Below are 24646 nucleotides of genomic sequence, written 5' to 3'. Positions count from 1 at the left end.
ATCAGAGGGCCTGCGCCGCGACCTGCGACGCGGCCTTGCGCAGGATGTTCGCGAGCTCGGTCTGCCGCCGGATCGACGTGCCCGACTTGATCCCGGTCACCGACAGCGCGCCGAAGACACCGCCGTCGCGGCGCAGGATCGGGACGCTCAGGCAGAAGACGCCGTCCTGGTCCTCCTCGTCGTCGATCCCGTAGCCGCGAGCGCGGGTGACGTCGAGATCGCGCTTGAGCCCGTCCAGCGTCGTGATGGTCTTGCGGGTGCGAACCGGGAGTCCGGTCTCCCCGATCACACGGTCGACGTCCTCCTCGGGGTGCGCGGCGAGGATCACCTTGCCGGCCGCGGAGGTATGCGGGAGCTCGCGCACGCCGAGCGGGGTGTGGAAGCGGATGGCTCCGGGCGCATCCACCCGGGCGATGAACATCGGGTAGCCGTCGTCGTCGATCGCGGCCCGCGCCGTCATGCCGGTGCGGCGGCTGATCTCGTGCAGGATCGGCTTCACGATGCCCTCGACGGGGTGGGAGGCCGCGGCGCGATCGCCGAGCCGGACGAGCGCGATCCCGAGCCGGTAGCGCGGCCCCGGCTGCACGTCGCGCAGGTAGCCCGCGTCGACCAGGGTGCGCGCGAGCGCGTAGGCCGAGCTCTTCGACGTGCCCAGGCTGCGGGTCAGCTCGGTCAGCGTCACTCCGCCCTCCGGGCCGTCGGCGACGATGTCGATGAGCCGGAGAGCGCGCACCACGCTCCCCACGGTGTAGTCGCGTGCGGTCTCGACGGCGGCCATCCGACCCTCCTTCCGGGTTCGACTCTGCCGAACGGCGTTCTGGCTCTGCCCAGGGTAGGCGCGACCGGCGGTCGGCGGGAGCAGCGTCGTCGATCGTCCATCCATTGTTCAACTCTCGAGGAGGCCTCATGACCGCCGCATCCGCTCCCCTGCGCAGCGCACGCTGGTTCGCCGGGCACGACGACGTGGCGGTGATGCACCGGGTCGCGCTGCGCAACGTCGGCATCGAGATCGACCCGGCCGACCCGCGCCCGGTGATCGGCATCGCCGACTCCTCGTCTCCGGTCAACCCGTGCAACCTGCCACTGCGGGCCCTGGCCGAGGAGGTCGCCCGCGGCGTCACGGAGGCCGGGGGCATCCCGTTGACCCTGCCGGTGATGAGCCTCGGCGAGGACCTGATGAAGCCGACCGCGATGCTCTACCGCAACCTGCTGTCGATGGAGGTGGAGGAGTACGCCCGCGCGTACCCGCTCGATGGCCTGGTGCTGCTCGGCAACTGCGACAAGTCGATCCCGGGAGCCCTGATGGGGGCGGTCAGCGCTGACCTGCCCACGCTCGTCGTCAACGCCGGGGCACGTCCCGCCGGCGTCTTCCGCGGTCGCCGCGTCGGCACCGGGACGGACCTGTGGCGGGCATGGGAGGACCGACGTGCCGGTGCGCTCGACGATGCCGCGTGGGCCGCGTTCGAGACCGCGCTGTCCTGCGGTCCGGGTGCGTGCAACACCCTGGGAACGGCGTCGTCGATGGCCATCGTCGCCGAGGTGCTCGGGTTCGTGCTCCCGGGGACCTCGACGATCCCGGCGGCCGATCCGCGGCGCTCCCTGGCGGCGATCGCCTCCGGCCGGGAGGCGGTCGCCGCCGTCCGCGCCGGCCGGACGCCGTCGCGGATGCTCACGCCGGCCGCCGTCCGGAACGCGATCGTCGCGCTCAACGCGGCGGGAGGATCCACCAACGTCGTCCTGCATCTCATCGCGATCGCCGGCCGCACCGGCCTCCCGCTGCCCCTCGGGCTGTTCGACGAGCTCGCCCGCCGCACCCCGGTGCTCGCCGATGTCGAACCGTCCGGAGGCCTGCTGATGCAGGACTTCGACGCGGCAGGCGGCGTGCCCGCCCTGCTGCACGCACTCGGCGACCTGATCGACACGGAGGCGGCCACCGCCGCCGGGACGCCCTGGTCCGCCGCGGTCGCACCGGCCCGCCGGGTCGGCGACGAGCTGCCCATCCGGCAGCCGGGCGACGCGATCGCGAGCGGAGGCGCGTTCGCCGTGCTGACCGGCACGCTGGCTCCACGCGGCGCGCTCGTGAAGGTCTCGGCCGCGACCCCCGATCTGCTGCGCCACCGCGGCCGGGCACTGGTCTTCCGCTCCTATCCCGAGATGATCGAACGACTCGACGACCCGGACCTGGAGGTGGACGCCTCCACCGTGCTCGTACTGGCGGGCGCCGGGCCGAAGGGCGCTCCCGGGATGCCGGAATGGGGCGTCATCCCCCTCCCGCGCCGCCTGGCCGAGCAGGGGGTGCGCGACATGGTCCGGATCTCGGACGCCCGGATGTCCGGCACCGCGTTCGGCACCTGCATCGTCCACGTCACTCCGGAAGCGGCCGACGGCGGACCGCTGGGTCTTGTGCGCACCGGTGACGTCATCGTCGTCGACCTGCCGTCGCGCCGGCTCGACCTCGACGTCGACGACGCGGAGCTGGAGCGTCGGCGGGCCGAGCCCCAGCCTGTCCCCGCCGCGTCGTCGGTGCACCTGCGCGGCTGGCCGCTGCTCTACCGCGAGCACGTGCTCCAGGCCGACGCCGGGTGCGATTTCGACTTCCTCGTCCCCGCCGGGCCCGAGGCCCGCACCCCCGTGCAACCAGAGATTGGACGTTCCTGATGACCGACCACGACATGAGCACGCTGCTCGCACTCGCCACCGGGACGGCGGAGGAGGCCGCAGCACTCCTGCGGGAGCGGCGCAGCGTGGGCGTCACCGTCGCCGCGACGAAGTCGTCGCTGCTCGACATCGTCACCGAGGCCGACCGCACGGCGGAGGAGCTCATCCGCCGCCGCATCCTCGCCGCCCGACCCGAAGACGGCTTCATCGGCGAGGAGGGCACGGCCGTCGCGGGCAGCAGCGGGGTGACCTGGATCGTCGATCCCCTCGACGGCACCGTGAACTACCTCTACGAGGCCGGCCCATACGCGGTGAGCATAGCGGCCGTGTCCGGACCGGCCGCCCCCGACGCCTGGCGCGCACTGGTGGGTGCGGTGGTGGTCTGCACCGAGCAGGTGACCTATGCGGCCAGCGAGGGCAACGGGGCGACGGCGGACGGCCGTCCGATCGGCTGCTCCCGCGAAGACCGCCTCGAGCTCGCCCTCCTCGCGACCGGATTCGGCTACGACCGGGTGGCGCGGGTCGGTCAGGCCGCCGACGTGGCCCGGGTCGCCCCCTCCGTGCGCGACCTGCGGATGGGCGGCTCCGCAGCAGCGGAGCTCTGCCTCGTCGCCTCCGGCCGGCTGGACGCCTACTACGAGCGCCGACTGAGCCCGTGGGACTACGCCGCCGGGGCGCTGATCGTGCGCGAGGCGGGCGGGGTCGTGGAGGGACCGGGCGGCGGCACGCCGGACGACGAGCTGGTGCTGGCGTCCGCGCCCGCACTCATCACGCCACTGCGCGAGCTGCTCGGCGATCAGGAGCATTGACCGCGTTCCACCCCCGCACTGGGGCGGCAACGGTCTTGACAGGCGAGAGTCCGTTCTGATCACGCGCGTCGGCTTTATTCGCCCGCCGTAAACGTTGTGTTACCAGTCCGTTTCCGCGACACCTCCGGCCTCCGAGGGAGCCATAACCTCCATTCTGAGAGACCGTTCAGCCCGGCTCTCGTGCTCCTCCTCGCCGCCCGGACCGGCTGCTTCGCCATGCCCGGGCGACTCCCCCACGCCCTCGAGCTAGGAGAAACGTGCCCACACGCCTGTCTGCGCGACGTCGGATGGCCCTCGCCGTCGCCGCCGCCCTCATCCCCGTCGTCGCCCTGACGACGGCCCCCGCCGCGCTCGCGGCCCCGGCCCCCGATCCCGTCGTCGCCTCCGGGGACGACTGGTCCGTCACCACCGCTCCCGGGGGATACCTCGTCACCCTCGACCTCGACGAGCCGCTTCCGATGATCGACGACGCCCCGACCCTGATCGTCGACGGCGAGCCGATCGGTCTCGCCACCGAGTCCGCCGACGGCCTGACCCTCGGAGTCGTGACCACCGACCCGGCGGTCTCGCACGCCTCCTCGGTCACCAAGGGCTGGTCCAGCGGGGAAGAGGACAAGGCCGCCGAAAGCCCGGAGGCCCCCGCGACCCCGGCCGTCCCCGAGAACGGAACACTCACCCGTCAGCTGAGGTCGTTCGCGACCCTCGCGGCGGTCGACGACCCGTCGACCGCCGGTGCGTACGCGGTCACCGAGGCCGAGTACGACTTCGGCGACCAGGCCGTCCCGCTCGCCGCCATCGGCGGCATCCGCGGCGAGCTCACCGGCAAGATGTACCTGTCGAGCGCGACCGGCGCCCGGCCGACCGTCGTCCTGCTGCACGGCCGCCACACCTCCTGCTCCGGCACCGGCGCGAACCCGCTGCGCTGGCCGTGCGGCCCGACGCAGATGAACATCCGCTCCTACCTCGGCTACGAGGGGACCGCTCGCGCGCTCGCCTCCCACGGCTACAACGTGCTGTCGATCGCCGCCAACTCGGTCAACTCGAACGACAACCAGCTCGCCCTGGACTACGGCGCTCAGGCGCGCGGCCGGCTCATCCTCGACACGCTCGGAATGCTCGAGAAGGCGAACACCGGCGACGCGGTCGCGTACGACGACATCACCACGGCGACGGACACCGTCCCGAGCACTACGACGACCCGCACCCTGGACGAGGCGCTCGTCCGCGCGACCACCCGCACCGACCAGCCGGCGGCCGCATCGGGCGTCACGGCCTCCTCGCTGAAGGGCCGCTTCGACCTCGGCCACGTCGGCATCATGGGCCACTCCCGCGGCGGCGAAGGCGTGGTCTCGGCCGCGACCCTCAACGAGGCGCTGGCCACGCCCTACGGCATCGAGTCGGTCCTCCCGCTCGCCCCGGTCGACTTCGGCCGGATGACGCTGCCCGACGTGCCGACGGCGGTGTTCCTCCCCTACTGCGACGGCGACGTCTCCAACCAGCAGGGCCAGCACTTCATCGACGACTCGCGTCACGCGTTCGACGACGACGTGCTCCGCTCGGCGGTCTGGGTCATGGGCGCCAACCACAACTTCTTCAACACCGTGTGGACGCCCGGCCTCTACCCGGCGGCGACGGGCGACGACTGGCGCACGACCGACACGACGTCGACGTGCGCGACGAACAACCCGACGCGCATGACGGCCGCCCAGCAGTACCAGGTCGGCGTCAGCTACATGACCGGCTTCTTCCGCCTCACCATGGGCGGCGAGACGCAGTTCCAGTCGCTGTTCGACGGGTCGGTGAAGCCGTCCACGACGGCGACCCCGTACGCCGATGTGCGCACGATGGCGTCCCAGCCCGCCTCGAAGACCGCCCTGGTCACCGACTTCACCGAGACCAGCTCGCTCGTGCGGGTCTCGGGAGGTGCCACCGCCGCGGTCTGCACCAACCTGACCGGCCGCACCGTGCCGCAGTCGCTCCCGTACTGCGCCACGACCAAGGCCTCGGCCCAGGTGCCGCACTGGACGCCGGGATCGTTCGCTCCGAACGTCCCCGAGTTCCCCGTGACGCGCTTCCTCTGGACCGGCGCCTCGACGACCGACCCGGCCGTGCCCAGCACGGGCGAACTGCGCGTCACCGTCCCGGCGAAGTTCCGCGACGTCTCCCGCCGAGCACAGCTCACCCTGAAGACGGCGCCGGACGAGGCGGTGCAGACCGGCACCGACTTCACGATCACCGTCGTGGACGGTGCGGGCAAGACCTTCGCGATCGCCGCGTCCGCCGTCAACCCACTGGCGATCAACCGCATGCCCGGTGGCACCAACACGACCCTCAACAAGGTCGTCCTGCAGCAGCTGACCATCCCGACCTCCAGCATCACCGGCATCGACCTGACCGATGTGCGCGAGGTGCGGTTCACGGCCAAGGTCGGGGCCGACGGCACCGGAACGGGCGGCGTCTACCTGTCCGATCTCGCCTTCGACACCCCGTCGGTCGGGACCGCCGTCGTCCAGACCCGGACCACGGTCAACGTCGCCCCGACGACGGTGGAGGAGGGCGGCGGTCCCGGAACGGCGGACGTCGCCGTCTACCTGAACCGCGCCGAGAAGTCCGCCGTCACCGCCTACGTCAGCGTCATCGGATCGGCGACCGGGCTGGTCGGCATCGGCATGGAGAAGGTCGCGTTCGCCCCCGGCGAGACCTGCCGGGCCGTCACCGTTCCGACGCTGGGCAACGCGGCGCCGTCCGCATCGCCGAGTTCGGCCTTCAAAGTGAGTGTGACGAACACGACGAACGCCGTGATGGGCGCGGGGGCGTTCGCCAACCTGACCGTCCGCGAGGACGACGGCGTCACCGGCAGCGTGCCGGCACTGGCCCCGGTCGGCGTGCAGGGCGACGTGTGCGCCGAGCTGGCCGCGGCGACCACCCCGGTGCCGCTCGAGGCGTCGGCGGACGACGTCGCCCCGGGCGGCTCGTTCACCCTGCGGGCGACCGGCTACCGGGTCGGCGAGACCGTGGCGTTCCGCTACGGCGAGACCGATCTCGGCACCCGGGTCGCCGACGCCGACGGCACCGCATCGATGGAGGTCCCGGTTGCGGAGGACGCCGACCTCGGCCCCGCCGATGCCCGGGCGACGGGCTCCGGTTCTGGACGGACGGCGACGGTCGCGGTCTCGGTCCTCGCGCCGACGGAGACGGCCCTCACGGCGACACCCGCGAAACCGACCGCAGGGGAGAAGGTCACGTTCACCGCGACCGTCACCGGACGGGACACGACGGGGACGGTGAGCTTCCTCGACGGCGTCGAGCCGGTGGCGGCACCCGCCGCCCGGACCTCGGCCTTCGCGGCCGTCGTCGCCGCGGCGGCCCCTGCCGCACCGACGGTGCTCGGCGAGGTGGAGCTGGTGGACGGCGTCGCGACGCTGACCCTGCCGGCCGGTCTCACCGCCGGCGAACACGCGATCACCGCCTCGTTCGCGCGCACCGCCACGGCGAGCGCGTCCACGTCCGACCCGATCACCGTGACGGTCGCCCCGGCGGCAGCCACGGGCGGCTCGGACGGCGGCTCCGGTGCGGGGTCGGGCACGGACACCGCGTCGACCGGCTCCAGCTCGCTGGCCGAGACGGGATCGGCGATCGGGCTCTGGCTGTTGGCCGGCCTGACGGTCCTGCTCGCCGGAAGCGGCCTGGTGGTCGTCTCGCGTCGCCGCCGGACCGCGGAGTGACGCCGCGGCGCCGGCCGGCGCCGGACCCGGCATGACGCCGACGGCACCGTGACAGCGGGGCGCCGCATCCCTCGGGCGGGATGCGGCGCCCTCGCGTGTGGGCGGTCCGCACCCTGCGAGGTTCACGTCGTCGTCGTCATTCGCCCGGAATGGGCGCACCGTCGTGAACCTCGCGGGGGGCGAGGGCGGGGACGCGGTCTCAGCGCGAGGCGAGCCGCAGGAGGTGGGCGGCGGCGGTGCTCGACGGCTCCGCCCCGCCGCGCCAGATCGCGGTGAGCGGCCGGATGACCCGCAGGTCGCGCACCCGCACCTGGACGAGCGTCCCGTCGGCGAGTTGCTCGCGCACCGCCAGGATGCTCAACGCGGCCGGCCCCGCGCCGGCGGCGACGGTCGAGCGGATGGCGGTCGTCGTCGAGAGTTCGAGCGCGGGCGCGACCGGTGCGAGGCCGGCGTCCGCGAGCGCGCGCTCCAGAGCGAGCCGCGTGCCGGAACCGCTCTCGCGGGCGACCAGCGGTGCCGCCGCGAGCTCGGCCGCCGTCACCCCCGAGCGTCGGCGCGTCCACGGGTGGCCCGGCCCGACCACGACCACGAGCTCGTCGGTCGCGATCGGGCGGTGAGCGAGACCGGCGGGGAGGTCGGGGGTCTCGATGAAGCCGAGGTCCGCCGCGCCGCCACGCACGGCCTCCACCACGGCGACGCTGTTGGCGGCGGTGAGCTCGATCCGCACCTCCGGCTCGGCCGCGCGCAGTCCGGTGATCCAGCCGGGCGCGAGCTGCTCGGCGATCGTCATGCTGGCGGCGACGCGCACGCTCCCGGGCCCCGGAGGGCGCAGCGCGGAGGCGGCCGAGGCGAACCGGTCGACGGCGGCGAGCAGTTCGCCCGCCCACTCGACGACGAGCGCACCCGCCTCGGTCGGGCGCGTCCCGTGCGGGGTGCGGGTCAGCAGCGGGACGCCGAGGTCGCGCTCGAGCGCCGCCATGCGGGCCGACGCGGCCTGCTGCGAGACGCCCGCCTCCCGCGCCGCGCGCGAGACGCTTCCGGTCGCGGCGACGCCGACGAGCAGGCGGAGACTCTCCGGATCGGGTGCGCGCATCGGGCTCCTGACACAAGACGGGGTTGTGGCCCGTTCCACGATAGTCCTGGCCGGCGCACATCCGTTCAAGACGTCCGTCGCGCCGCAGCGCGATGCTGGAGCGATGCAGGCATCGTCCACTCCCGTCGGCTTCGCCGGACTCGGCATCATGGGCGGCCCGATGGCCGCCAACCTGGTGGCTGCCGGAACGGACCTCGTGGTCTGGAACCGCTCCGACGGTCCCGCCGCTGACCTGGCCGGCCACGGCGCCGCCGTCGCCCGGGACCTCGACGACCTCTTCTCCCGCTGCCGCATCGTCATCCTGATGCTGGCCACCGAGCGCGCCATCGACGACGTGCTCGGCCGGGGCGGTCGCGCATTCCGGGATCGGGTGGCCGGCCACGTCGTCGTGCAGATGGGCACGGTCACGCCGGGATACTCGCGCGCACTGGCGGACGAGATCGGCGCCGCCGGCGGCAGCTACGTGGAGGCGCCCGTGTCCGGGTCGCGGGGCCCGGCGATCGACGGCACGCTCGTCGCCATGCTCGCCGGACCCGACGACGCGCTGGCCGAGGTCGCGCCCCTCGTCGACGTCATGTGCGCGCAGCGCTTCTCCTGCGGAGCGGTGCCCGCGGCCCTCACGATGAAGCTCGCGGTCAACACCTTCCTCATCGCCCTGGTCACCGGCCTCGCCGAGGCGTTCCATTTCGCCGACGTCGTCGGAGCCGATCCGCGCATTCTGCGCGATGTGCTGGACGCCGGGCCTATGGCCTCCACGGTCTCCCGGATCAAGTCCACCAAACTCGTCGACCACGACTTCGCGCCGCAGGCCGCCATCGGCGACGTGCTCAAGAACGCGACCCTGATCGAGGACGCCGCCCGGGAGGCCGGGGCCGCCCATCCTCTGATGGCGGTGTGCCGCACGCTGTTCGCCGAGACCGCCGCCTCTGGCCGCGTCGACGATGACATGGTCGCCGTGATCGCCGCACTGGCGGCGCGCGCCCCGGGTCGCTGACGCGCGACCGCGCCCCTGCCTGCGCCCGGGTCAGTCTCCGTCCGTACGGAGTCCAACGCCGACACGCCGCCCACTCGCAGTGGATCCGGGGATCTGGGCCCGAATGCGTCAGATCTCCGGAAACACGGAGCCCCGCCCTCCGCCGCGCCGCCCGGCCAGAACAGCTCCGGAGATCCACGCCCGAACCCGCAGAACCTCCGGAGATACGGAGCCCCGCCACGACACGCCGCCCACCCAGAACAGATCCGGAGATCCACGCCCGAACCCGCAGAACCTCCGGAGACACGGAGCCCCGCCACGACACGCCGCCCACCCAGAACAGGTCCGGAGATCCACGCCCGGCAACGCGCATTCTCCGGAAGAACGGCATGCCGAGCGGCGCGCCGGCGGAGGGGCCTGGCGTCGACGGGCGCGTTCAGACGGCGGGCCGGTGCTGCGCAGCGCGCCAGCGGCCCGGCGTGACACCGTGCGTCTCGCGGAAGACGCGCGTGAGGTGGGCCTGATCGCTGAAGCCGGCGGCCGCGGCGGTGTCGGCCAGCGAACGGCCCTCGGCGAGCAGGCGGCGGGCGGCGCGCACCCGGCTGGCGGATCGGTAGCGGCTCGGGGAGGTGCCGAGCGCGGCGGAGAACTGGCGGGCGAGCTCCCAACGGCTGAGCCCGGAGAGGGCTTCGAGGCGGGCCGCGCCCCAGGCGTCCGCGGGGGCGTCGCGCAGGGCGTGGGCGACGCGGAGCACCGCGGGGAGGTCCACGTTGCGCGGCGGCTCGGACGCAGGGCCGCCGGACGCGGTGACGAGCATCCGCGCCAAGGTCGCGACGATCTCCGCCTCCTGGAGTTCGTCGTCGGGAGCGGACCAGCGCGCGACGGTCTCCGCTCCCGGGAGCGGCAGCCTCCCCGGCCGGGCGATCGGGTCGGGGACGAACGGCAGTGCCCGCACCCCGCCCGCCTCGCGGATCGCGGCGGGGTCGACGTAGAAGATGCGGTAGGCGATCCCGGCGGCGTCGCCCGGCATGCCGTCGTGGAGCTCCCCCGGGTGGAGGATGTGCCACTCCCCCGCCAGACCGGCGTGGTGCGCACCGCGATAGAAGAAGCGCTGGACGCCCGAGAGGGTCACGCCGATCCCGTACGTCTCGTGGCGGTGCCGGGCGAACCCGACACCGTCGAGAGTCACGTCCCAGGTCTCGACGGCATCGCCGGCCGACCGCCGACGGAAGCCGAATCCCGCCGGCGCCGGCTCCTGGACGGACGGGCCCTCGCTCATGGTGAACAGAGCCTACGGGATGCCGCCCGGCCGGGAGCAGAGGCCGGGGCTACGCCTGGCGCCGCAGCGGCAGCACGGGCGCCCAGTGCTCGGAGGCGCCGGGCTCGTCCGTCGCATCCGGCGCACCCGCCGGCGCCCGGCGCTCGCCTCCACCGCTGATCCGAGCCGCGTCGGCCTCCGGATGCAGCAGTTCGGCCAGCTGGTCGCAGAGCGACACCCACCGGGTGATGGCGGCCGGCGTGCCGAAGCCGACGCGGACGATGCGGAGGCCGTCCGGGTCGTCGAGGAGCGCACGGACGCGGGACCTCCCCTCCGCGTGCCCCTCCCGGAGTGCGCGCGTGGCGTCGCCGAGCTCTCCGGCCCACACCGGCAGGCCATGGCGCTCGAGCATCCCGGTCATCTCGTCGAGCACGGCCACGATGGCGGCGGCACCGGTCGGCGGCCGGAAGGAGCGGAGGTGGTGCACGGACGCTGTCATGCCTGAGAGACCCGGTGCGTGCGGGATCATGACGCCGGTCCGCCGAAATCCCGCGCGTCGTCGTGACTCGTAATTCACTCTTGTCTTAATTAAGTTCTTACTGTAGCTTGTGACCATGAACCCCGCCCCGACCGCCGCTTTCGCCGCACTGGCCGATCCGACCCGATCGACCATCGTCGACCTGCTCGCCCGCCAGGGCGAGCTCGCGGCCGGCGACATCTCGGGAGCCTTCCCCAGCAGCGCCTCCGCGATCTCGCAGCACCTCAAGGTGCTCCGCGAGTCCGGTCTGGTGCACGTGGAGAGGCGCGCGCAGCAGCGCATCTACCGACTCGACACCGGGGCGATCAGCGAGGTCGAGGCCTGGCTCTCCGAGCGGGCCCGCCAATGGAACGCGCGCATCGACCGGATGGCCGCGTATCTCGACACGACACGAGACAGGAAGACAGCAGATGACGAATGACGAGACCACGGATGTGGTGGTGCGCCGCATCCTCGACGCCCCCGTTGCGACGGTGTGGCGACTGTGGACGGATCCCGCACTGGTGACCGAATGGTGGGGCCCGGAGGACTACACCTCCGACACCGCGACGATCGACCTCCGCGTGGGCGGTTCGTACGTCTTCGGGATGCGGGCGCCCGAGTATCAGGGCGGGGCCGTGAGTTTCACCGGCGGCGTCTACTCGGCGATCGTGCCGCACGAGCGGCTCGAGTTCACCCAGAGCATCACCGATGAGGACGGCACTCCACTCCCCGCCGAGCAGCTCCCCGAAGGCTTCACCCAGGGGATCCGCACGGTCGTCGAGTTCCGCGACGTCAGCGGCCTCACCGAGCTCACGATCACCGAGCGCGGCTGGAGTCGGAGCCTGATGTCGGTGTTCGCCTACGCGGGCATGCACCAATCGCTCGACAAGCTCACCACCGGCGTCCTGCGCGAGCTGGACGCGACCGTGGCGCCGTCGTCCTGACCCGGCTGCCGCGCCCGGCGCCCTCGGCTGCCGGATGCGGCGAACCGGCTCAGTCGCCGAGCACGCGCGCCCGGCCGGCCAGGTAGCCGAACACCGCGAGCACGGCGAGCAGTCCCACCAGGACGGCGAGGGCCGGCGTCCACGATCCGGTCGCGTCGTGCAGCGCCCCGGCGGCGATGGGACCGGCGGCGGCGAGCACGTAGCCGACCGACTGCGCCATCCCGGACAGCGCGGCGGCCTGGTGGTGGTTGCCGGTGCGGAGGCCGAAGAACGACAGCGCCAGCACGATGCTCGAGCCGCCGGCGAGGCCGGCCATGCTCCCCCACACCCCACCGAGCTGCGGGGCCAGCAGCACACCGAGCGCGGCGAGGGCGAAGAGGGTGGGACCGGCGACCGCGAGCAGGCGCTGGTCGCGGAACCGTGGGATGAGCGCCGAGGCGAGCAGGCTCCCGGCGATGCCGAACGCGTTGAGGAGCAGCTGGTGCACGCCGGCGGCAGCCGCATCCACTCCGGCCGAGCCCTCGATCGAGGGCAGCCAGGTGATGAACACGTAGAACCCCACGGACTGCAGGCCCATGAACGCCGTGACCTGCCAGCCGAGTGCACTGCCCCAGGGCGACCGGCCCGCGGTGGCGGCGGGAGCCGCGGTGGCGGGGACCGCCGCCGTCGCGCCCGTGCGGGGGTGGCGCAGGTCGTCGAGGCTCACGTCGTCCTCGGCCGGCGGCACGACCGTGCGACGACGGAACTGCGGCAGCATCACGGCGAGGGCGATGAGGGCGAGGCCCGCCCACATCCCGAGCGGGAGGCGCCAGCCCCACACGGTCAGCGCCGCGACCGGCACGGCAGCGCCGGCGGCGAGGGCGGCGAAGGAGGCCTGAACGGCCGAGTACGCACCCGTCACCTGACCGATGCGCGTCGGGAAGTCACGCTTGACCAGCGCCGGGAGCACGACGTTCAGGATCGCGATGGCGATGCCGAGCACGGCGGTCCCGATCCACAGCAGGGGCAGGCCGGGCAGCGATCGGACCACGAGCCCGACGGCCAGGCCGCCCAGCGCGACGCCCAACGCGCGTTCCAGGCCGATACGGCGGGCGAACGCGGGCGCGACGGGCGACACGAACGCGAACGCCAGCAGCGGGAGGCTGATCAGGATGGACGCGGTCAGCGACGACAGCCCGAGGTCGTGCTGCAGCTCGGCGAGCACGGGACCCACGGTCGTGATGCCCGCGCGCAGGTTGCCCGCGACCAGGAGCAGGCCGGCGACCACGAGGGCCGGCCGGAGCGGGCGGACACCGGGGGTGCGGCGGGCGGACGACCGCGCGGCCGAGCTCTGCGCGGGCGTGGGTCGGGTCTCGGTGCTCATCGGGCGTTCTCCTCGGACGGTGCGGCGGTCGCCGGCTCGGTGTCGTGCTCTGCGGTCGCCGACTCGAAGCCGGCCTGCTCATGGGCGGCGTGCACCATCCGCTCGGCGGCGCGCGCGGCAGCCTCCGGGTCGCGGGCCTCGATCGCCGCGACCAGTTCGACGTGCGTCTCATCGATCCGCGCGATGTCGTCGGCGAGCGCCACCAGATCCACGTCGGGTGAATCGAGGTGCAGGAGCGCCTGGTCGTTGCCGCCCGCGCCACGGTAGAGCTCGGCGAGGAGGACATTGCCGGAGGCCTCGAAGACCGCCCGGTGGAACCGCCGGTCGGCCTCGGCGTAGGCGGGTGCGTCTCCGGTGGCGAGTGCGGCGGCCCGGCCGGCCAGCGCCTCCGCGAGCACCTCGCGCTGGCCCGGCGTCGCGCGGAGCGCGGCCAGACGGGCGCCCTCGCGTTCGAGCAGCAGCCGCACCTCGAGCACGTCCGCGATGCGGTCATGCTCGAGCCGCCGGGCCAGGGCGGGAGCGAGGTCGCTGGTCGCGACGACGAAGGTCCCGTACCCCGCTCGGGCGCCGAGCATCCCGGCGTGCACGAGCGAGCGCACGGCTTCCCGGACGCAGCCGCGACTGACGTCGAACTCCTCGGCGAGCTCGACCTCCGTCGGGAGCAGCGTGCCGACCGGGAACTCTCCGACGGCGATCCGTTGGCGCAGCTGCAGGGCGATGCGTTCGGAGAGCGGGACGCTGGGTGCGAGACGAGGCATGCCGACCACGCTAACACCAAATGTCCAAATGTCGGACAAAGTTGCCGAAATGGCAAAACTGCCCGCATGGGGGTCGCATTCCGTCGCTCCGGCGGCCCCATTCCGACGATCTGCGACCCCTGGGCGGGGAAGGCGCGGGGAAGGCGCGGGGCGAGGCAGCGGGCAGAGGTGGCTAGCCCACGGGAGGCGCCTCGCTCACCGGCCGGTCCGGAACACGTCGAGGAGTCCGCCGGGGGCGCCACTGCGGGCGAAGACGGGGATGCGGTCGATCGGCGCCGCGACGTCGACGCGACGGCCGCCCTCGTGGGACTCGCCGGTCCACACGTCGGTCCAGCGCCCCTCCGGGAGGTACACCGGCCACCGGGCGGCCCCGGCCTCGAGCACCGGCGCGACGAGGAGGTCGGAGCCCAGCATCCACTGCGGTTCCGTGCGCCACACCTCGGGGTCGTGCGGGTGGTCGAAGTAGAGCGGGCGCATCAGTGGCCGGTCGGTCCGCACGGTCTCGGCCGCCTGCTCCCGCAGGTATGGCACCAGACGCTCGCGCAGCTCCACCAGGCTCCGGACGACCGGCAGCACCCGGTCGTCGCCGGTGCGCTCGGCGATGTTCCACGGCGTGCGGTCGCGCGAGGGCGAGCGGTGGTGATTGAACTCCGAGTGGTACTGCATGATCGGCACGAACACCCCGGCCGCCATCGCACGCAGATAGAGCTCGGCGGACGGGATGTCGCCCGAGAACCCGGCGATGTCCCAGCCCCAGTAGACGATGCCGCTCGACGCCGCCGACAGCCCGGCGTTCATCGACCAGCGGAAGGCCTCCCAGGTGGAGTTCTCGTCGCCCGCCCAGAACGCGCCGTGCGCCTGCGATCCGGTGAAGCCGGCCCGGCTGAAGGTGACCGGCGCCTTGCCGGCCGAGCGCAGCAGCTCGCCGTACGCGGCGGCGTATGCCACCGGGAAGGTGTTGTTCTTCTCGTCGCCCCGCCGCCCGTCGAGGTACAGCAGCTCTGCGCCCCAGGCGTGCTCGCCGCCGTCGGTCTTGAAGCCGTCGACGCCGACCTCCTCGACCAGGTATCGGCGCTTCTCGGTCCACCAGCGCGCGGCGCGCTCGTCGGTGAGGTCCGGCATCAGCGACAGCGGGAACCACCAGCCGCGGTTGCGGTAGGGTCGCGGCGCTCCGGACGGGGACGGCTCGCGGATGAGCACGTCCTCCCGGATCGCGGCCGCCGCGTCCGCCGCGGCCTGCCCGGCCGGGTGCGGACGCATCTTCATCAACGGGATCTGCCACAGGTGCAGCCGGATGTCGCGCGCGTGCAGCTCGTCGGTCATCCCCTTCGGATCCGGCCACGCGCCCTCGGCCGGGAAGTCGAAGTCGGCGAGACGGTGCGGTGCGCCGTCCTCCGTCACGGCGTAGCGCGCGTCGCGGAACGCGGTGAAGGTGCTCTCATCACTCCACGCCTCGATCACCACCGACCCGACCGGGATGCCGTGCTCGCGGTGGAGGTCCATCTGACGCATGACCTCGGCCTGCGTGTTCCACTCGTTGCCGCTCGCCCACAGCCGGAACACCCAGTCCGGCAGTTCCTCGGCGCGGCCGGCCCCAGCGAGGAACGCGCTCAGCACCTCGACCGGCGACCCGTCGAAGAACCGCACCGGGAGCACGCCGTCCGCTCCGGTCTCGGCTTCGATCGTCGCCATGCCCGCCTCGGCCTCTCCGAAGTCGAACCAGACGCGACGGGACGTGTCGACGTGGAATCCCCATCCCGTGCCGCCCACCACGTGCGCGAACGGCATCGGCAGGTAGGTCTTCCGCTCGGCGCCCTGGCTCTTGTACTGCTCGAAGACCACGGAGTCGAGGGAGGCCCCGGCCTGGTCGAGGGCATCGAACCGCTCGCCGAGACCGGTGACGTGCTCCTCCGCGCCCAGCGGCATCGCGAACCGCGCCCGGTGGATGCGCTCTCCGTCGTCGAACACGGCGATGGACCCGGCGACGACCCGGGAGACCCCCGAGACCACCAGGGCGTCGTCGGCGGGGCGCCAGGTGGCGGCCCGGAACGCGAACCAGCGCGTGCGCTCGCTGCGCCCGTCCTCGTGGACGGCGGTGAACCGGTAGCGATAGGTGGACCCCGCCTCGAGCGTCGGCGTGGTCGTCTGCCAGCCGCCCGCCGCACGCGCCAGTCGCGCCTGCGCTGAGGCGAGGTGCCCGCCGTCGCTGACCCGGCCGCGGGACGTCGTGGCCACCCGCTCCAGCGGGAGCTCGACCGTCTCGGCGACGCCGGCATCCGGCGTCCGGGCGAGCTCGACGGAGACGGCGGTCACGGACGCGTCGGCGCGCACGCCCAGCGTCGCGACGCCCCCGGCCTCGGGGACGACCGGCCAGCGCTGCTCGGTATCGACGGAGTACGGATGGCCGGAGCCGGCGGGGCGGTGGCGGATCATCGGGCGGGTCCTTCCTGGACGAGTTCGGTGACGAGGGGCGCGGGACGGGCGTCGAGCGCCGCCCCCAGGCGCAGGAGCATCGCGTGGCTCCAGAGCAGCGGCGTCGCGACCGGCCCCCAGCGGTCGACCCACTCCTGCGTCATGCGCGGAGCGATCAGGTGACGGTCGACCTGCTCGGGCAGCGCGAGCTCGGCGGTCGCGGTGCTCGCCGCCCACTCGTACAGCTCGGCCGCGCGGTCCCGGTCGCCGGCCGCGAGCTGCGCGAGGCCGAGGAAGCAGCTGAGCAGCGGCCATTGGCCGCCGCCGAAGAACGTGTCGCCGAGGTAGCGGTGCGTCCCCCCGCCGACGGTGAGGTGCCGCTCCAGCAGATCGATGGTGGCCGCGCCGAGTCCGGAGCCCGGCTCGACGAACCCGAGCGGCGCGAGGGCCGCGGCGAGGCTGCCGTCGACGGCGGTGCTGCCCAGCCACTTGAGGAGGTGGCCGTCCTGGACGCCCTCGGCGGCGACGAGCGACCGGATGCCGTCGGTGGCTGCACGGGTGTCGGCCTCGCGTGCCTGGTCGAGGAGGCCCGCGTCGGCGGCGGCGTCGAGGCCGGCCGCCACGCACGCGAGGGTCGAGACGTGCACGTGCTCGCTGTGCTCCTCCCACCAGTCGTAGCACGGGCGTCGCCACGAGGCGACGAGGTAGTCGACGGTGAGCTCGACCGCGTCCCTCCACGGCGAGAGATCGGTCCCGTGCCGACGGCCGTGCTCGACCAGGGCCCACAGCCAGGTCCCGTAGCCGTCGAGCTGGAAGTCCCACCATTCATCCGTGCCGTCGCGGCCGTCGAAGGTGAAGCGCGCCGGCAGCATCCGCGACCCCGCCGGCGGCCGGCCGGCGGCGGTCTCCGCCACGATCCCCCGGATGTGGTCGGCCCGCGCGCGCAGCACACCGGCGCACCAGTCGAAGAACCGCTCGGCCGACGCGGCCTCCCCCGCAGCGGAGACGCCGTCGGCGATGAACGCGCCGTCGCGGAACCAGCAGTAGCCGGCGTAGGCGGAGAAGGACGGGCTGGCCGGGTAGGCGCCCTCGGGCGTCTGCAGGCCGGTGATCAGAGCGAGACTGTGCTCGGCGAGGGGGGATGCGGTGTAGCGGGGCACGAAAGGCTCTTCCGTCGTCGGGGCGGTGTTCGGAGTGGGTCGGAGGCGGATCGGCCGCGCCCTCCGCGCGAGGCGGGTGGCGGGTGGCGGGAGGCGCGGCCGGTCCGCCGCGGCGCTACTTCAGCAGCGCCGCGACCTGGTCGGCCGTGGTCGGGATGGCGTCCGCCGTCTTCTGCCGGCCCGCGGCGATCTCACCGAGGGCGTTGGTCACGTCGTCCTGGATCTTCTGCGAGTTCGCGCCCAGCTGCGGGGCGACGGCGACCTTCTCGAGCGAGTCGAAGACGGCCTGGCGGTTCGCCGGCGCACCGGCGGTGAGGTACGGCTTCAGGAGGGAGTCGTCGCTGATCGCGGGCAGCTCCCAGCCGGCCTTGAGGCGCACGTCCACCATCTCCTTGGAGCTGGAGAGGTAGTCGGCCCACTTCTGGGCGGCCGCCTTGTCCTTGGCGTCCTTGGAGACGACGACCGCGTTCGAGAAGGTCGCGCTGGCCTTCTGCGTGTCGCCCGGCTCCACTTGCACGTCCCAGCCGAACGGCAGGTCGCCGAGTGTGCTGAACATCCAGATGCCGGTGTGCCACATGGCGAGCTTGCCGTCCTTGAACAGGTTGGTGTCGAAGTCGGCGGTGCCCGCACCGTCGGCCGCGGTCGGCATGACCGTGCCCGACTTGCCGGCGATCCAGTCGGCGGCTGCGGTGCCGGCCTGGTCGTCGAATGCGGCCTTCTTGCCGTCGTCGCTCAGGAACTGGCCGCCGGCCTGCTGCACGGCCTTGTAGTACTCGTTGTAGCTGATCGGCTGGTAGTCGCCCCAGACGCCCGCCGCCTTGTCGGTGAGCTTCTCGGCCGCGGCCTTCTCGTCGGCCCAGGTCCAGTCCTTCGTCGGGTAGGCGACGCCCGCCTTGTCGAAGAGCTGCTTGTTGTAGAAGAGCACGACGTTCGAGAACGAGGTCGGCAGACCGTATTGCTTGCCGTCCGTCTTGTAGGTGTCGAGCACCGAGGTGCGGTACTTCGAGGCGTCGACCCCGTCGAGCGGGGCGAGCACACCGTCCGCCGCGTAGGTCGCATAGCTGCCCGCGTCGACGTCGAACACGTCGGACTGCGTGCCGGCCGACAGATCGGTCTGCAGCTTCGTGAAGTAGTTGGCGTAGTCGGTGGTGGTGACCTTGACGGTGATGTCCGGGTTCGCCTTCTCGAATGCATCGACGATGGCCTGGAGGTTCTTCTCGTTGCCGCCGTTCGAGATGAAGTTCGAGTAGGTGACGGTGGTCTTGCCGCCGTCGGACCCGCTGGAGGACGAGCAGCCGGCCAGGCCGACCGCGGCGAGGGCCGCGACAGCGACCGTCGCGACGAGTGACTTCTTCATGTGAGTGCGATCTCCTTCGATGCAGGGGGTTCGGGTGAGGTGGTGGTGAAGGGAGGCCGGGGCTACTTGAGCCCCGTCCCGGCGACGCCCTGGACGATGTATTTCTGGGCGAAGACGTAGAGCGCGAACATGGGCAGGATGCTGATGACCGAACCGGCCATGAGCACGTCCCACTGGGTCGAGTACTGCCCCTGCAGACTGGCCAGGGCGACCGGCAGGGTCTGCATGAGCGGGTCGCGCAGGATGATGAGCGGCCAGAGGAAGCTGTTCCAGGTGTTGAGGAATCCGAACACCGCGAGCGTCGCCAGAGCCGGCCGCACGAGCGGCAGCACGATCTGGAAGAAGACCCGGAAGTGTCCGGCGCCGTCGAGCGTCGCCGCCTGGTCGAGCTCGTACGGCACCGTGCTCATCGCCTGGCGCAGCAGGAACACCCCGAACGCGGATGCGATGGTCGGCAGGATGGCGCCGGCGTACGTGTTGATCAGCCCCAGCGACTTCATCTCCACGAACAGCGGCACGATCAGCACCTGGAACGGGATCATCATCGTCGCGAGGTAGAGCAGGAAGATCGCACCCCGCCCGCGGAAGGGCATCCGGGCGAACACGTACGCGGCCATCGAGCTCGTGATGAGCTGGAACACCGTGCTCACCACGGCGATCACGAGCGAGTTGACGATCACCTGGCCGAACGGCACCCGCTCGAACAGCTGCGCATAGGGGGCCAGCGAGGGGTTGTCGGGGATGAGCTTCGGCGTCGTGGTCAGGCTGGCGCCCGGGCTGATCGACGTCACGACCGTCCAGACGAACGGGAAGATCATGATCAGCGCGCCGACGATGAGCGCGAGGTACAGCAGGACCCTGCCGGTGGGCTTACGCATAGTTCACCCACTTCTTCTGACCGTAGAACTGCACCAGGGTGACCACGAGGATGACCAGGAAGAGCAGCCACGACAGCGCGGACGCCATGCCCGCCTGGCCGTAGCGGAAGGTGAGGTCGTAGACCTGCTGCACGACGACCTGGCTCGAGTTGTTCGGACCTCCGCCCGTCATCACGTACACCTGGTCGAAGACCTGGAAGCCGTTGATCAGCGAAAGCACGATCACGAAGAAGGTGGAGGGAGAGAGCATCGGGAGGGTGATGCTGAACAGGCGACGCCACCATCCCGCGCCGTCGATCTCGGCGGCCTCGTAGAGGTCCTGGTTGATGGTCTGCAGACCGGCCAGCAGGATGATCATGACGAAGCCGAGGTCCTTCCAGGCCGAGGCCAGGATGATCGACGGCATCGACCACGCCGGGTCGGTCCACCAACCTGGGCCGTCGATCCCGACCAGCCCGAGCACGTAGTTGACGACGCCGACGCTCGGGTTGAGCAGCCAGCGCCAGACCAGGGCGACGACCACCCAGCTCGTCACGACCGGGAGGAAGTACACCCCGCGCAGGAGCGCCCGCCCCTTGAGCTTGGCGTTGAGCGCCAGGGCGAGGCTCAGGCCGCCCACGTAGACCAGCGGCAGGTAGCCGACGATGTAGTAGAGCGTGTGCAGGAACGCCTGCTGCGTGCCCGGGTCGCTGACCAGGTGGGCGTAGTTGTCGAACCCGACCCACTTCATGTCGCCGATCAGGTTCCACTGGTGCAGGCTGGTCCACGCCGCCGAGAGCATCGGCCCGATGACGAACGCGAGCAGCGGGATGAGGCTGGGGAGCAGGAAGACCGCGACCGTCAGCGCGTAGCCCCAGCGGCGCCGGCCGCGGCGCGCGCCGGACCGGGAGCCGGCCGTGCCACGGGCGGGCGGGCGCGGCGAGGCGAGCGCGTCGGGCCGCAGGTTCGTCACGGCCATCAGCGCGCCCCCGCGGTCGAGACGAAGCGTTCGCGGACGAGGCGGCCCTGCTCGCCGGCGACGCCCTCGGCGTCGAACGGCGTCGCGAGCACGAGGGCTGCGGCCCCCTGTGCCCAGCGGTCGTCCTGCCAGGTCTCCACAGCGACGGCGACACCGCGCTTGCCGGGGACGAGAGCGGCGCGGAGGGCCGGTTCGAACCCGGGCGCCCAGTGCGACCACGCCTCGACGCCCTCCCCGAGCAGCACGACCAGCTCCGGATCGAGCACGTTGACCACCCCGGCGAGTGCGCGCCCGAGCCGGTGGCCGGCTTCGGCGTACAGCGTCTGCGCCCGGTGATCGCCGCCGTCGGCCGCGGCGCGCAGCTCGTCGATCCCGGCGGCGGGTCCGATCGCGCCGGACGTGCGACCGGCGGCGACGAGCGCGCCCTGGCCGATGAGGGCCTCCAGGCAGCCGTGATTGCCGCACTGGCAGAGCGGGCCGTCCTCCACGACCGGCACGTGGCCCATGTCGCCGGCACCACCCGCGCGGCCGCGCAGGATCGAGCCGCCGGCCACGACCCCGGCGCCCACGCCGTTGCCGATGGTGACCACGAGGAAGTCGTCGCAGTCGCGCCCCTGGCCGAAGAGCTTCTCGGCCACGCTGAGCGCGTTGACGTTGTTCTCGACGACGACCGGCAGGTCCAGAGCGCGACGGAGGGTGGCGCCGAGCGGCACCTGGTTCCACTGCAGCTGGGTCGAGTCGACCACGCCGACGCCCTGCTCGACGACGGTGCCGGGCAGTCCGACGCCGATCCCGAGCGGTCCGCCGGACTCGCTGTCGCCGGCGGCGATGAAGGTGCGGACCAGCTCCACGAGGCCGGAGACCGCCAGCGGCGACACCGCGTCGAACGCCAGGGTGGACGAGCGGAGCACCGCGCCGTCGATGCCGACCTCGACGAGGGCGACGTGATCGGGTGCGACCTTGACGCCGATCGCGGTCAGGGTGCGCGAGACCAGCCCCAGCATCCGTGCCGGGCGGCCGCCTCCCGAGCTCGCGTGCTCGAGCTCCTCGATCAGGCCCTCGGCGAGCAGGTCGCGGGTGAGCTGGGTGATCAGGGCCGGCGAGACGCCGATGCGGCGGGCGAGCTCGGCGCGGGACGCCGGTCCGAGCGCACCGAGGTGCGCGAGGATCGCGGTGCGGTTCACGTCGGTCCGCGAGAGGGATGAGAGCGCCATCGGCCTACCTTTGTTCAGAACTAAATAAACCATAGAAGATAGCGCTGAACATGCGCAAGTCCCGATCCCTGCCGCGCGCGGTCAGACTCGGCGGCCGAGGTCCGCGACACTCGGCGGGCATGGCGACGGGGTCGCACTCCGTCGCTCCGACACGGCGGATGCGACAGGGTGCGACCCCTGTGTCTGTGAGCTCTGGGGCTAGCGCTCGATCGGGGGGACCGTCTTGCGGTCCTGGGCGGGGAAGACGACCTTCTGGATGATGATGATCGCGCTGGCGGCGACCGGGATGGCCACGAGAGCGCCGAGGACTCCGCCGATCGTGCCGCCGCCGACGGCCGCGATCACGACGATCGCTCCCGGGACCGCCACGGCCTTGTTCATGATGCGCGGGCTGAGGATGTACGCCTCGACCTGCATGTAGACCAGGTAGTAGATGAACGCCACCAGGGCGGTGAGCGGGGAGGCGAGCAGGCAGATCAGCGAGTTGATGATCGCGCCGATCAGCGTCCCGACCAGGGGGATCAGGGAGCCGAGGAACGCGATCAGCGCGAGCAGGGCCGGCTGCGGCGCTCCGATGATCGTCAGGAAGATCAGGCTCAGGATGCCGTTGATCAGCGCCAGGCTCGCCTGACCGATCACGTAGCGGCCGACCGCCCCCGAGACGTCGTCGACGAGTTCCGAGAAGCGCTCCCGGCGGTACTCCGGGACGAAGCGCGCGGCGATCCGCTTGATCGAGCGCAGGGAGGCCATGAAGTAGAGGGTGAGGATGAGCACGATCGTGACCCCGGTCAGGCCGCCCGCGATCCCGGCGCCGACCGCGATCAGCCCGCCTCCGATCGTCGCGAGGTTGCCCGGGTCCTTGAAGAAGTTGAGCACGCCGTCGAGGCCCTGCTGGATGCTGTCGCCGTATTGGCGCGTCACATCCTTGTACCAGCCGCTCTTCGTGACGTCGTCGATCGTGGTCGGGAGGGTCTGCACCAGGTGCGTGATCTGCTGCACGAGCACCGGCACGATCGCGAGGATGATGCCCGCGAAGACGATGATCACCACGGCCACGACGATGCCGATGGCCGCCCCGCGCGGCAGCTTGCGCTCGATGAACGAGACGATCGGGTCGAGTCCGAGAGCGAGGAAGAGCGCGAGGCCGATGTAGACCAGGACGGTGGAGAGCTGTCCGATCACCCCGCCGATCAGCAGGGCGACCAGCACACCGAGCGCCCCGATGAGACCGAAGGTGAAGGGGTGGATGCGGTGCAGCGCGCTCCACGCGGGCGCGGCCTTCGCATCCGTGGCCTCCACCGCCCCGTCCGAGTCGCCTCTGCGCTTCATGTCCCCTGCTTTCCCGCGGGTGCTCGCGAAACCGGCGCCCTCCCGCACCGACGCCGAACCACGACCGTACCACTGGCGGACTCCCCCGCCGAGACCCTTGACACGGTGCATTCCGGCACGGGCATCCGCGACGTTCACGACGGTGCGGCGCAGGCGTGACGGAAGCAGCGACTCCGTGGACCTCGGCGGCCGGAAGGTCAGGACACGTCGGAGGAGGTGTCGAGGGTGGCGCGTGCGCGCCGGACGGAGAGCAGCCGGAAGGCGGTGACGATCGCGATCACGGTGAACAGGCAGCCGATCGCCACGTCGACCCACTCCCGCCGGGTCAGGACGACATGAGAGGGGACCTTCGCCGTGGCGATGCCGTGGTCGATCCCGGGGGCGCCGACGAGGGCGAAGGCGACGACGGCGACCACGAGCGCGAACGGGACGATGCACCAGAGTGCGCGAGCGGTTCTGACGGACATTGTTCCTCCGTTCTCGGTGGGATCCGTTGGTCGGCCGGCGGCTCGGGATCGGCCCCGGATCAGCCCGGCAGGATCCGGGTGAAGTGGTGCGCCACGCCCTGCCAGACCGTGGTGATCGACACGTCCCGGCCGACGTCGGGGGCATGGATGAGCGTACCGTTGCCCAGGTAGATGCCGATGTGCTCCTCGTCGTCGAATACGACGAGGTCGCCCGGCTTCGCTTCCGATTCGGGAATGATCGTGCCGGCGTCGTCCTGCAGATGCACGAGGTGGGCGAGGGATATGCCGGCCGCGGCATACGCGTCCATCACGAGACCGGAGCAGTCTATCCCGGAGTGCGAGGCCCCGCCCAAGACGTACGGGGTGCCCAGGTACGAGAGGGCGGCGTTGATGATCGCCGCACGTGCGCCGCCCGCTGCGGTGGCTTCGAGGATGGCGGAGGCGGCCTGGTCGCCGGCCGCTCCTCCCTCCGAGGAGACGATTCTCGCGATCGCCGAGGAGACGGGGATGTCGCGGCTGATCGTGGAGGCGGCGAAGCGGGCCAGCGCGAGGTGCTGGGTGTCGTGCCCCCAGCCGTCTACGGTGGAGGAACTCGCGGCGAGCAGTGTGGCGTCGACGAGAGCGGTGTCGGAGGTCGCGGCATCCGCGGGCGGGACCACGGCGACGACGCCGATGAGCGCGAGGGCTGCGGCCGATGCGGTGAAGGCGGCGGCACGGCCGGTCTGTCGTCTGACCTGCACCGCTGCCGGTGTGCGGCGGCTCCGAGCCTC

General features: G+C 72.3%; 21 protein-coding genes. 6 read left to right on the top strand and 15 right to left on the bottom strand.

The genetic code is table 11. The features are described from left to right. Position 1: 1 nt before the first annotated feature. Positions 2-778, bottom strand: coding sequence for an IclR family transcriptional regulator (locus tag U870_RS0105585; RefSeq protein WP_025156428.1), 777 nt, complete (start codon positions 776-778; stop codon positions 2-4). A 128-nt stretch (positions 779-906) separates the two neighbouring features. Here U870_RS0105585 and U870_RS0105580 point away from each other — a divergent pair, with 128 nt between their 5' ends. The 3 genes from U870_RS0105580 to U870_RS22375 all read left to right on the top strand — a co-directional run bounded on the left by U870_RS0105580 (position 907) and on the right by U870_RS22375 (position 7192). Next, complete coding sequence (locus U870_RS0105580) at positions 907-2658, top strand: dihydroxy-acid dehydratase (protein WP_025156427.1); 1752 nt, start codon at positions 907-909, stop codon at positions 2656-2658. Further along, complete coding sequence (locus U870_RS0105575; protein WP_025156426.1) at positions 2658-3467, top strand: inositol monophosphatase family protein; 810 nt, start codon at positions 2658-2660, stop codon at positions 3465-3467. The genes U870_RS0105580 and U870_RS0105575 overlap by 1 nt, the downstream gene beginning before the upstream one ends. A gap of 257 nt (positions 3468-3724) precedes the next feature. Then, positions 3725-7192 carry an Ig-like domain-containing protein gene (locus U870_RS22375; protein WP_162819087.1) on the top strand — a complete coding sequence of 1156 codons (3468 nt, stop codon included), beginning with the start codon at positions 3725-3727 and terminating at the stop codon, positions 7190-7192. A 199-nt stretch (positions 7193-7391) separates the two neighbouring features. Here the strand turns inward: U870_RS22375 and U870_RS0105565 are convergent, their stop codons facing one another. Continuing rightward, positions 7392-8285 carry a LysR family transcriptional regulator gene (locus U870_RS0105565; protein WP_025156424.1) on the bottom strand — a complete coding sequence of 298 codons (894 nt, stop codon included), beginning with the start codon at positions 8283-8285 and terminating at the stop codon, positions 7392-7394. A 103-nt stretch (positions 8286-8388) separates the two neighbouring features. Between U870_RS0105565 and U870_RS0105560 the strand changes: the two genes are divergently transcribed. Further along, positions 8389-9279, top strand: a complete 891-nt coding sequence (locus U870_RS0105560) for an NAD(P)-dependent oxidoreductase (RefSeq protein WP_025156423.1) — start codon at positions 8389-8391, stop codon at positions 9277-9279. Positions 9280-9694: 415 nt separating this feature from the next. On the opposite strand, the gene U870_RS0105555 is transcribed toward U870_RS0105560, so the two are convergent. Beyond that, complete coding sequence (locus U870_RS0105555; RefSeq protein ID WP_025156422.1) at positions 9695-10537, bottom strand: AraC family transcriptional regulator; 843 nt, start codon at positions 10535-10537, stop codon at positions 9695-9697. A 49-nt stretch (positions 10538-10586) separates the two neighbouring features. After that, positions 10587-11015 (bottom strand): hypothetical protein, encoded by a 429-nt coding sequence (locus tag U870_RS0105550; protein WP_025156421.1) that lies wholly within the window; start codon positions 11013-11015, stop codon positions 10587-10589. A gap of 115 nt (positions 11016-11130) precedes the next feature. Between U870_RS0105550 and U870_RS0105545 the strand changes: the two genes are divergently transcribed. Then, positions 11131-11475 carry an ArsR/SmtB family transcription factor gene (locus tag U870_RS0105545; protein ID WP_025156420.1) on the top strand — a complete coding sequence of 115 codons (345 nt, stop codon included), beginning with the start codon at positions 11131-11133 and terminating at the stop codon, positions 11473-11475. Beyond that, positions 11465-11980, top strand: coding sequence for an SRPBCC family protein (locus U870_RS0105540; protein ID WP_025156419.1), 516 nt, complete (start codon positions 11465-11467; stop codon positions 11978-11980). Before U870_RS0105545 ends, U870_RS0105540 begins: the two co-directional genes overlap by 11 nt. A gap of 49 nt (positions 11981-12029) precedes the next feature. On the opposite strand, the gene U870_RS0105535 is transcribed toward U870_RS0105540, so the two are convergent. From U870_RS0105535 to U870_RS0105485, 11 genes are all read right to left on the bottom strand, one after another. Continuing rightward, entirely contained in the window at positions 12030-13343 is a 1314-nt protein-coding gene (locus U870_RS0105535) for an MFS transporter (RefSeq protein ID WP_025156418.1), read from the bottom strand. Further along, on the bottom strand, positions 13340-14101 hold the full coding sequence (locus U870_RS0105530) for a FadR/GntR family transcriptional regulator (protein WP_025156417.1): 762 nt from the start codon (positions 14099-14101) through the stop codon (positions 13340-13342). Before U870_RS0105530 ends, U870_RS0105535 begins: the two co-directional genes overlap by 4 nt. A gap of 195 nt (positions 14102-14296) precedes the next feature. After that, entirely contained in the window at positions 14297-16534 is a 2238-nt protein-coding gene (locus U870_RS0105525; protein ID WP_025156416.1) for a TIM-barrel domain-containing protein, read from the bottom strand. After that, positions 16531-17673, bottom strand: coding sequence for a glycoside hydrolase family 15 protein (locus tag U870_RS0105520; RefSeq protein ID WP_025156415.1), 1143 nt, complete (start codon positions 17671-17673; stop codon positions 16531-16533). The genes U870_RS0105525 and U870_RS0105520 overlap by 4 nt, the downstream gene beginning before the upstream one ends. Positions 17674-17788: 115 nt before the next feature. Next, positions 17789-19030, bottom strand: coding sequence for an ABC transporter substrate-binding protein (locus U870_RS0105515; protein ID WP_025156414.1), 1242 nt, complete (start codon positions 19028-19030; stop codon positions 17789-17791). Positions 19031-19092: 62 nt separating this feature from the next. After that, complete coding sequence (locus tag U870_RS0105510; RefSeq protein ID WP_025156413.1) at positions 19093-19908, bottom strand: carbohydrate ABC transporter permease; 816 nt, start codon at positions 19906-19908, stop codon at positions 19093-19095. Then, positions 19901-20866: a carbohydrate ABC transporter permease gene (locus tag U870_RS0105505; RefSeq protein ID WP_025156412.1), complete on the bottom strand. Its 966-nt coding sequence runs from the start codon at positions 20864-20866 to the stop codon at positions 19901-19903. Before U870_RS0105505 ends, U870_RS0105510 begins: the two co-directional genes overlap by 8 nt. Further along, positions 20866-22080 carry an ROK family transcriptional regulator gene (locus tag U870_RS0105500; protein WP_025156411.1) on the bottom strand — a complete coding sequence of 405 codons (1215 nt, stop codon included), beginning with the start codon at positions 22078-22080 and terminating at the stop codon, positions 20866-20868. The genes U870_RS0105505 and U870_RS0105500 overlap by 1 nt, the downstream gene beginning before the upstream one ends. A gap of 198 nt (positions 22081-22278) precedes the next feature. After that, on the bottom strand, positions 22279-23409 hold the full coding sequence (locus U870_RS0105495; RefSeq protein ID WP_025156410.1) for an AI-2E family transporter: 1131 nt from the start codon (positions 23407-23409) through the stop codon (positions 22279-22281). Between the two features lie 197 nt (positions 23410-23606). Beyond that, positions 23607-23876, bottom strand: a complete 270-nt coding sequence (locus U870_RS0105490; protein ID WP_025156409.1) for a hypothetical protein — start codon at positions 23874-23876, stop codon at positions 23607-23609. Between the two features lie 59 nt (positions 23877-23935). Beyond that, positions 23936-24616 carry a C40 family peptidase gene (locus U870_RS0105485; RefSeq protein WP_025156408.1) on the bottom strand — a complete coding sequence of 227 codons (681 nt, stop codon included), beginning with the start codon at positions 24614-24616 and terminating at the stop codon, positions 23936-23938. Between the last annotated feature and the right edge of the window lie 30 nt (positions 24617-24646).

The organism is Leifsonia aquatica H1aii, from assembly GCF_000633535.1.
In the GTDB taxonomy this organism is placed as follows: Bacteria; Actinomycetota; Actinomycetes; order Actinomycetales; family Microbacteriaceae; genus Leifsonia; species Leifsonia aquatica_A.
The sequence above is the reverse complement of the archived record's forward strand: the minus strand, read 5'-3'. Positions and strand labels throughout refer to the sequence as shown.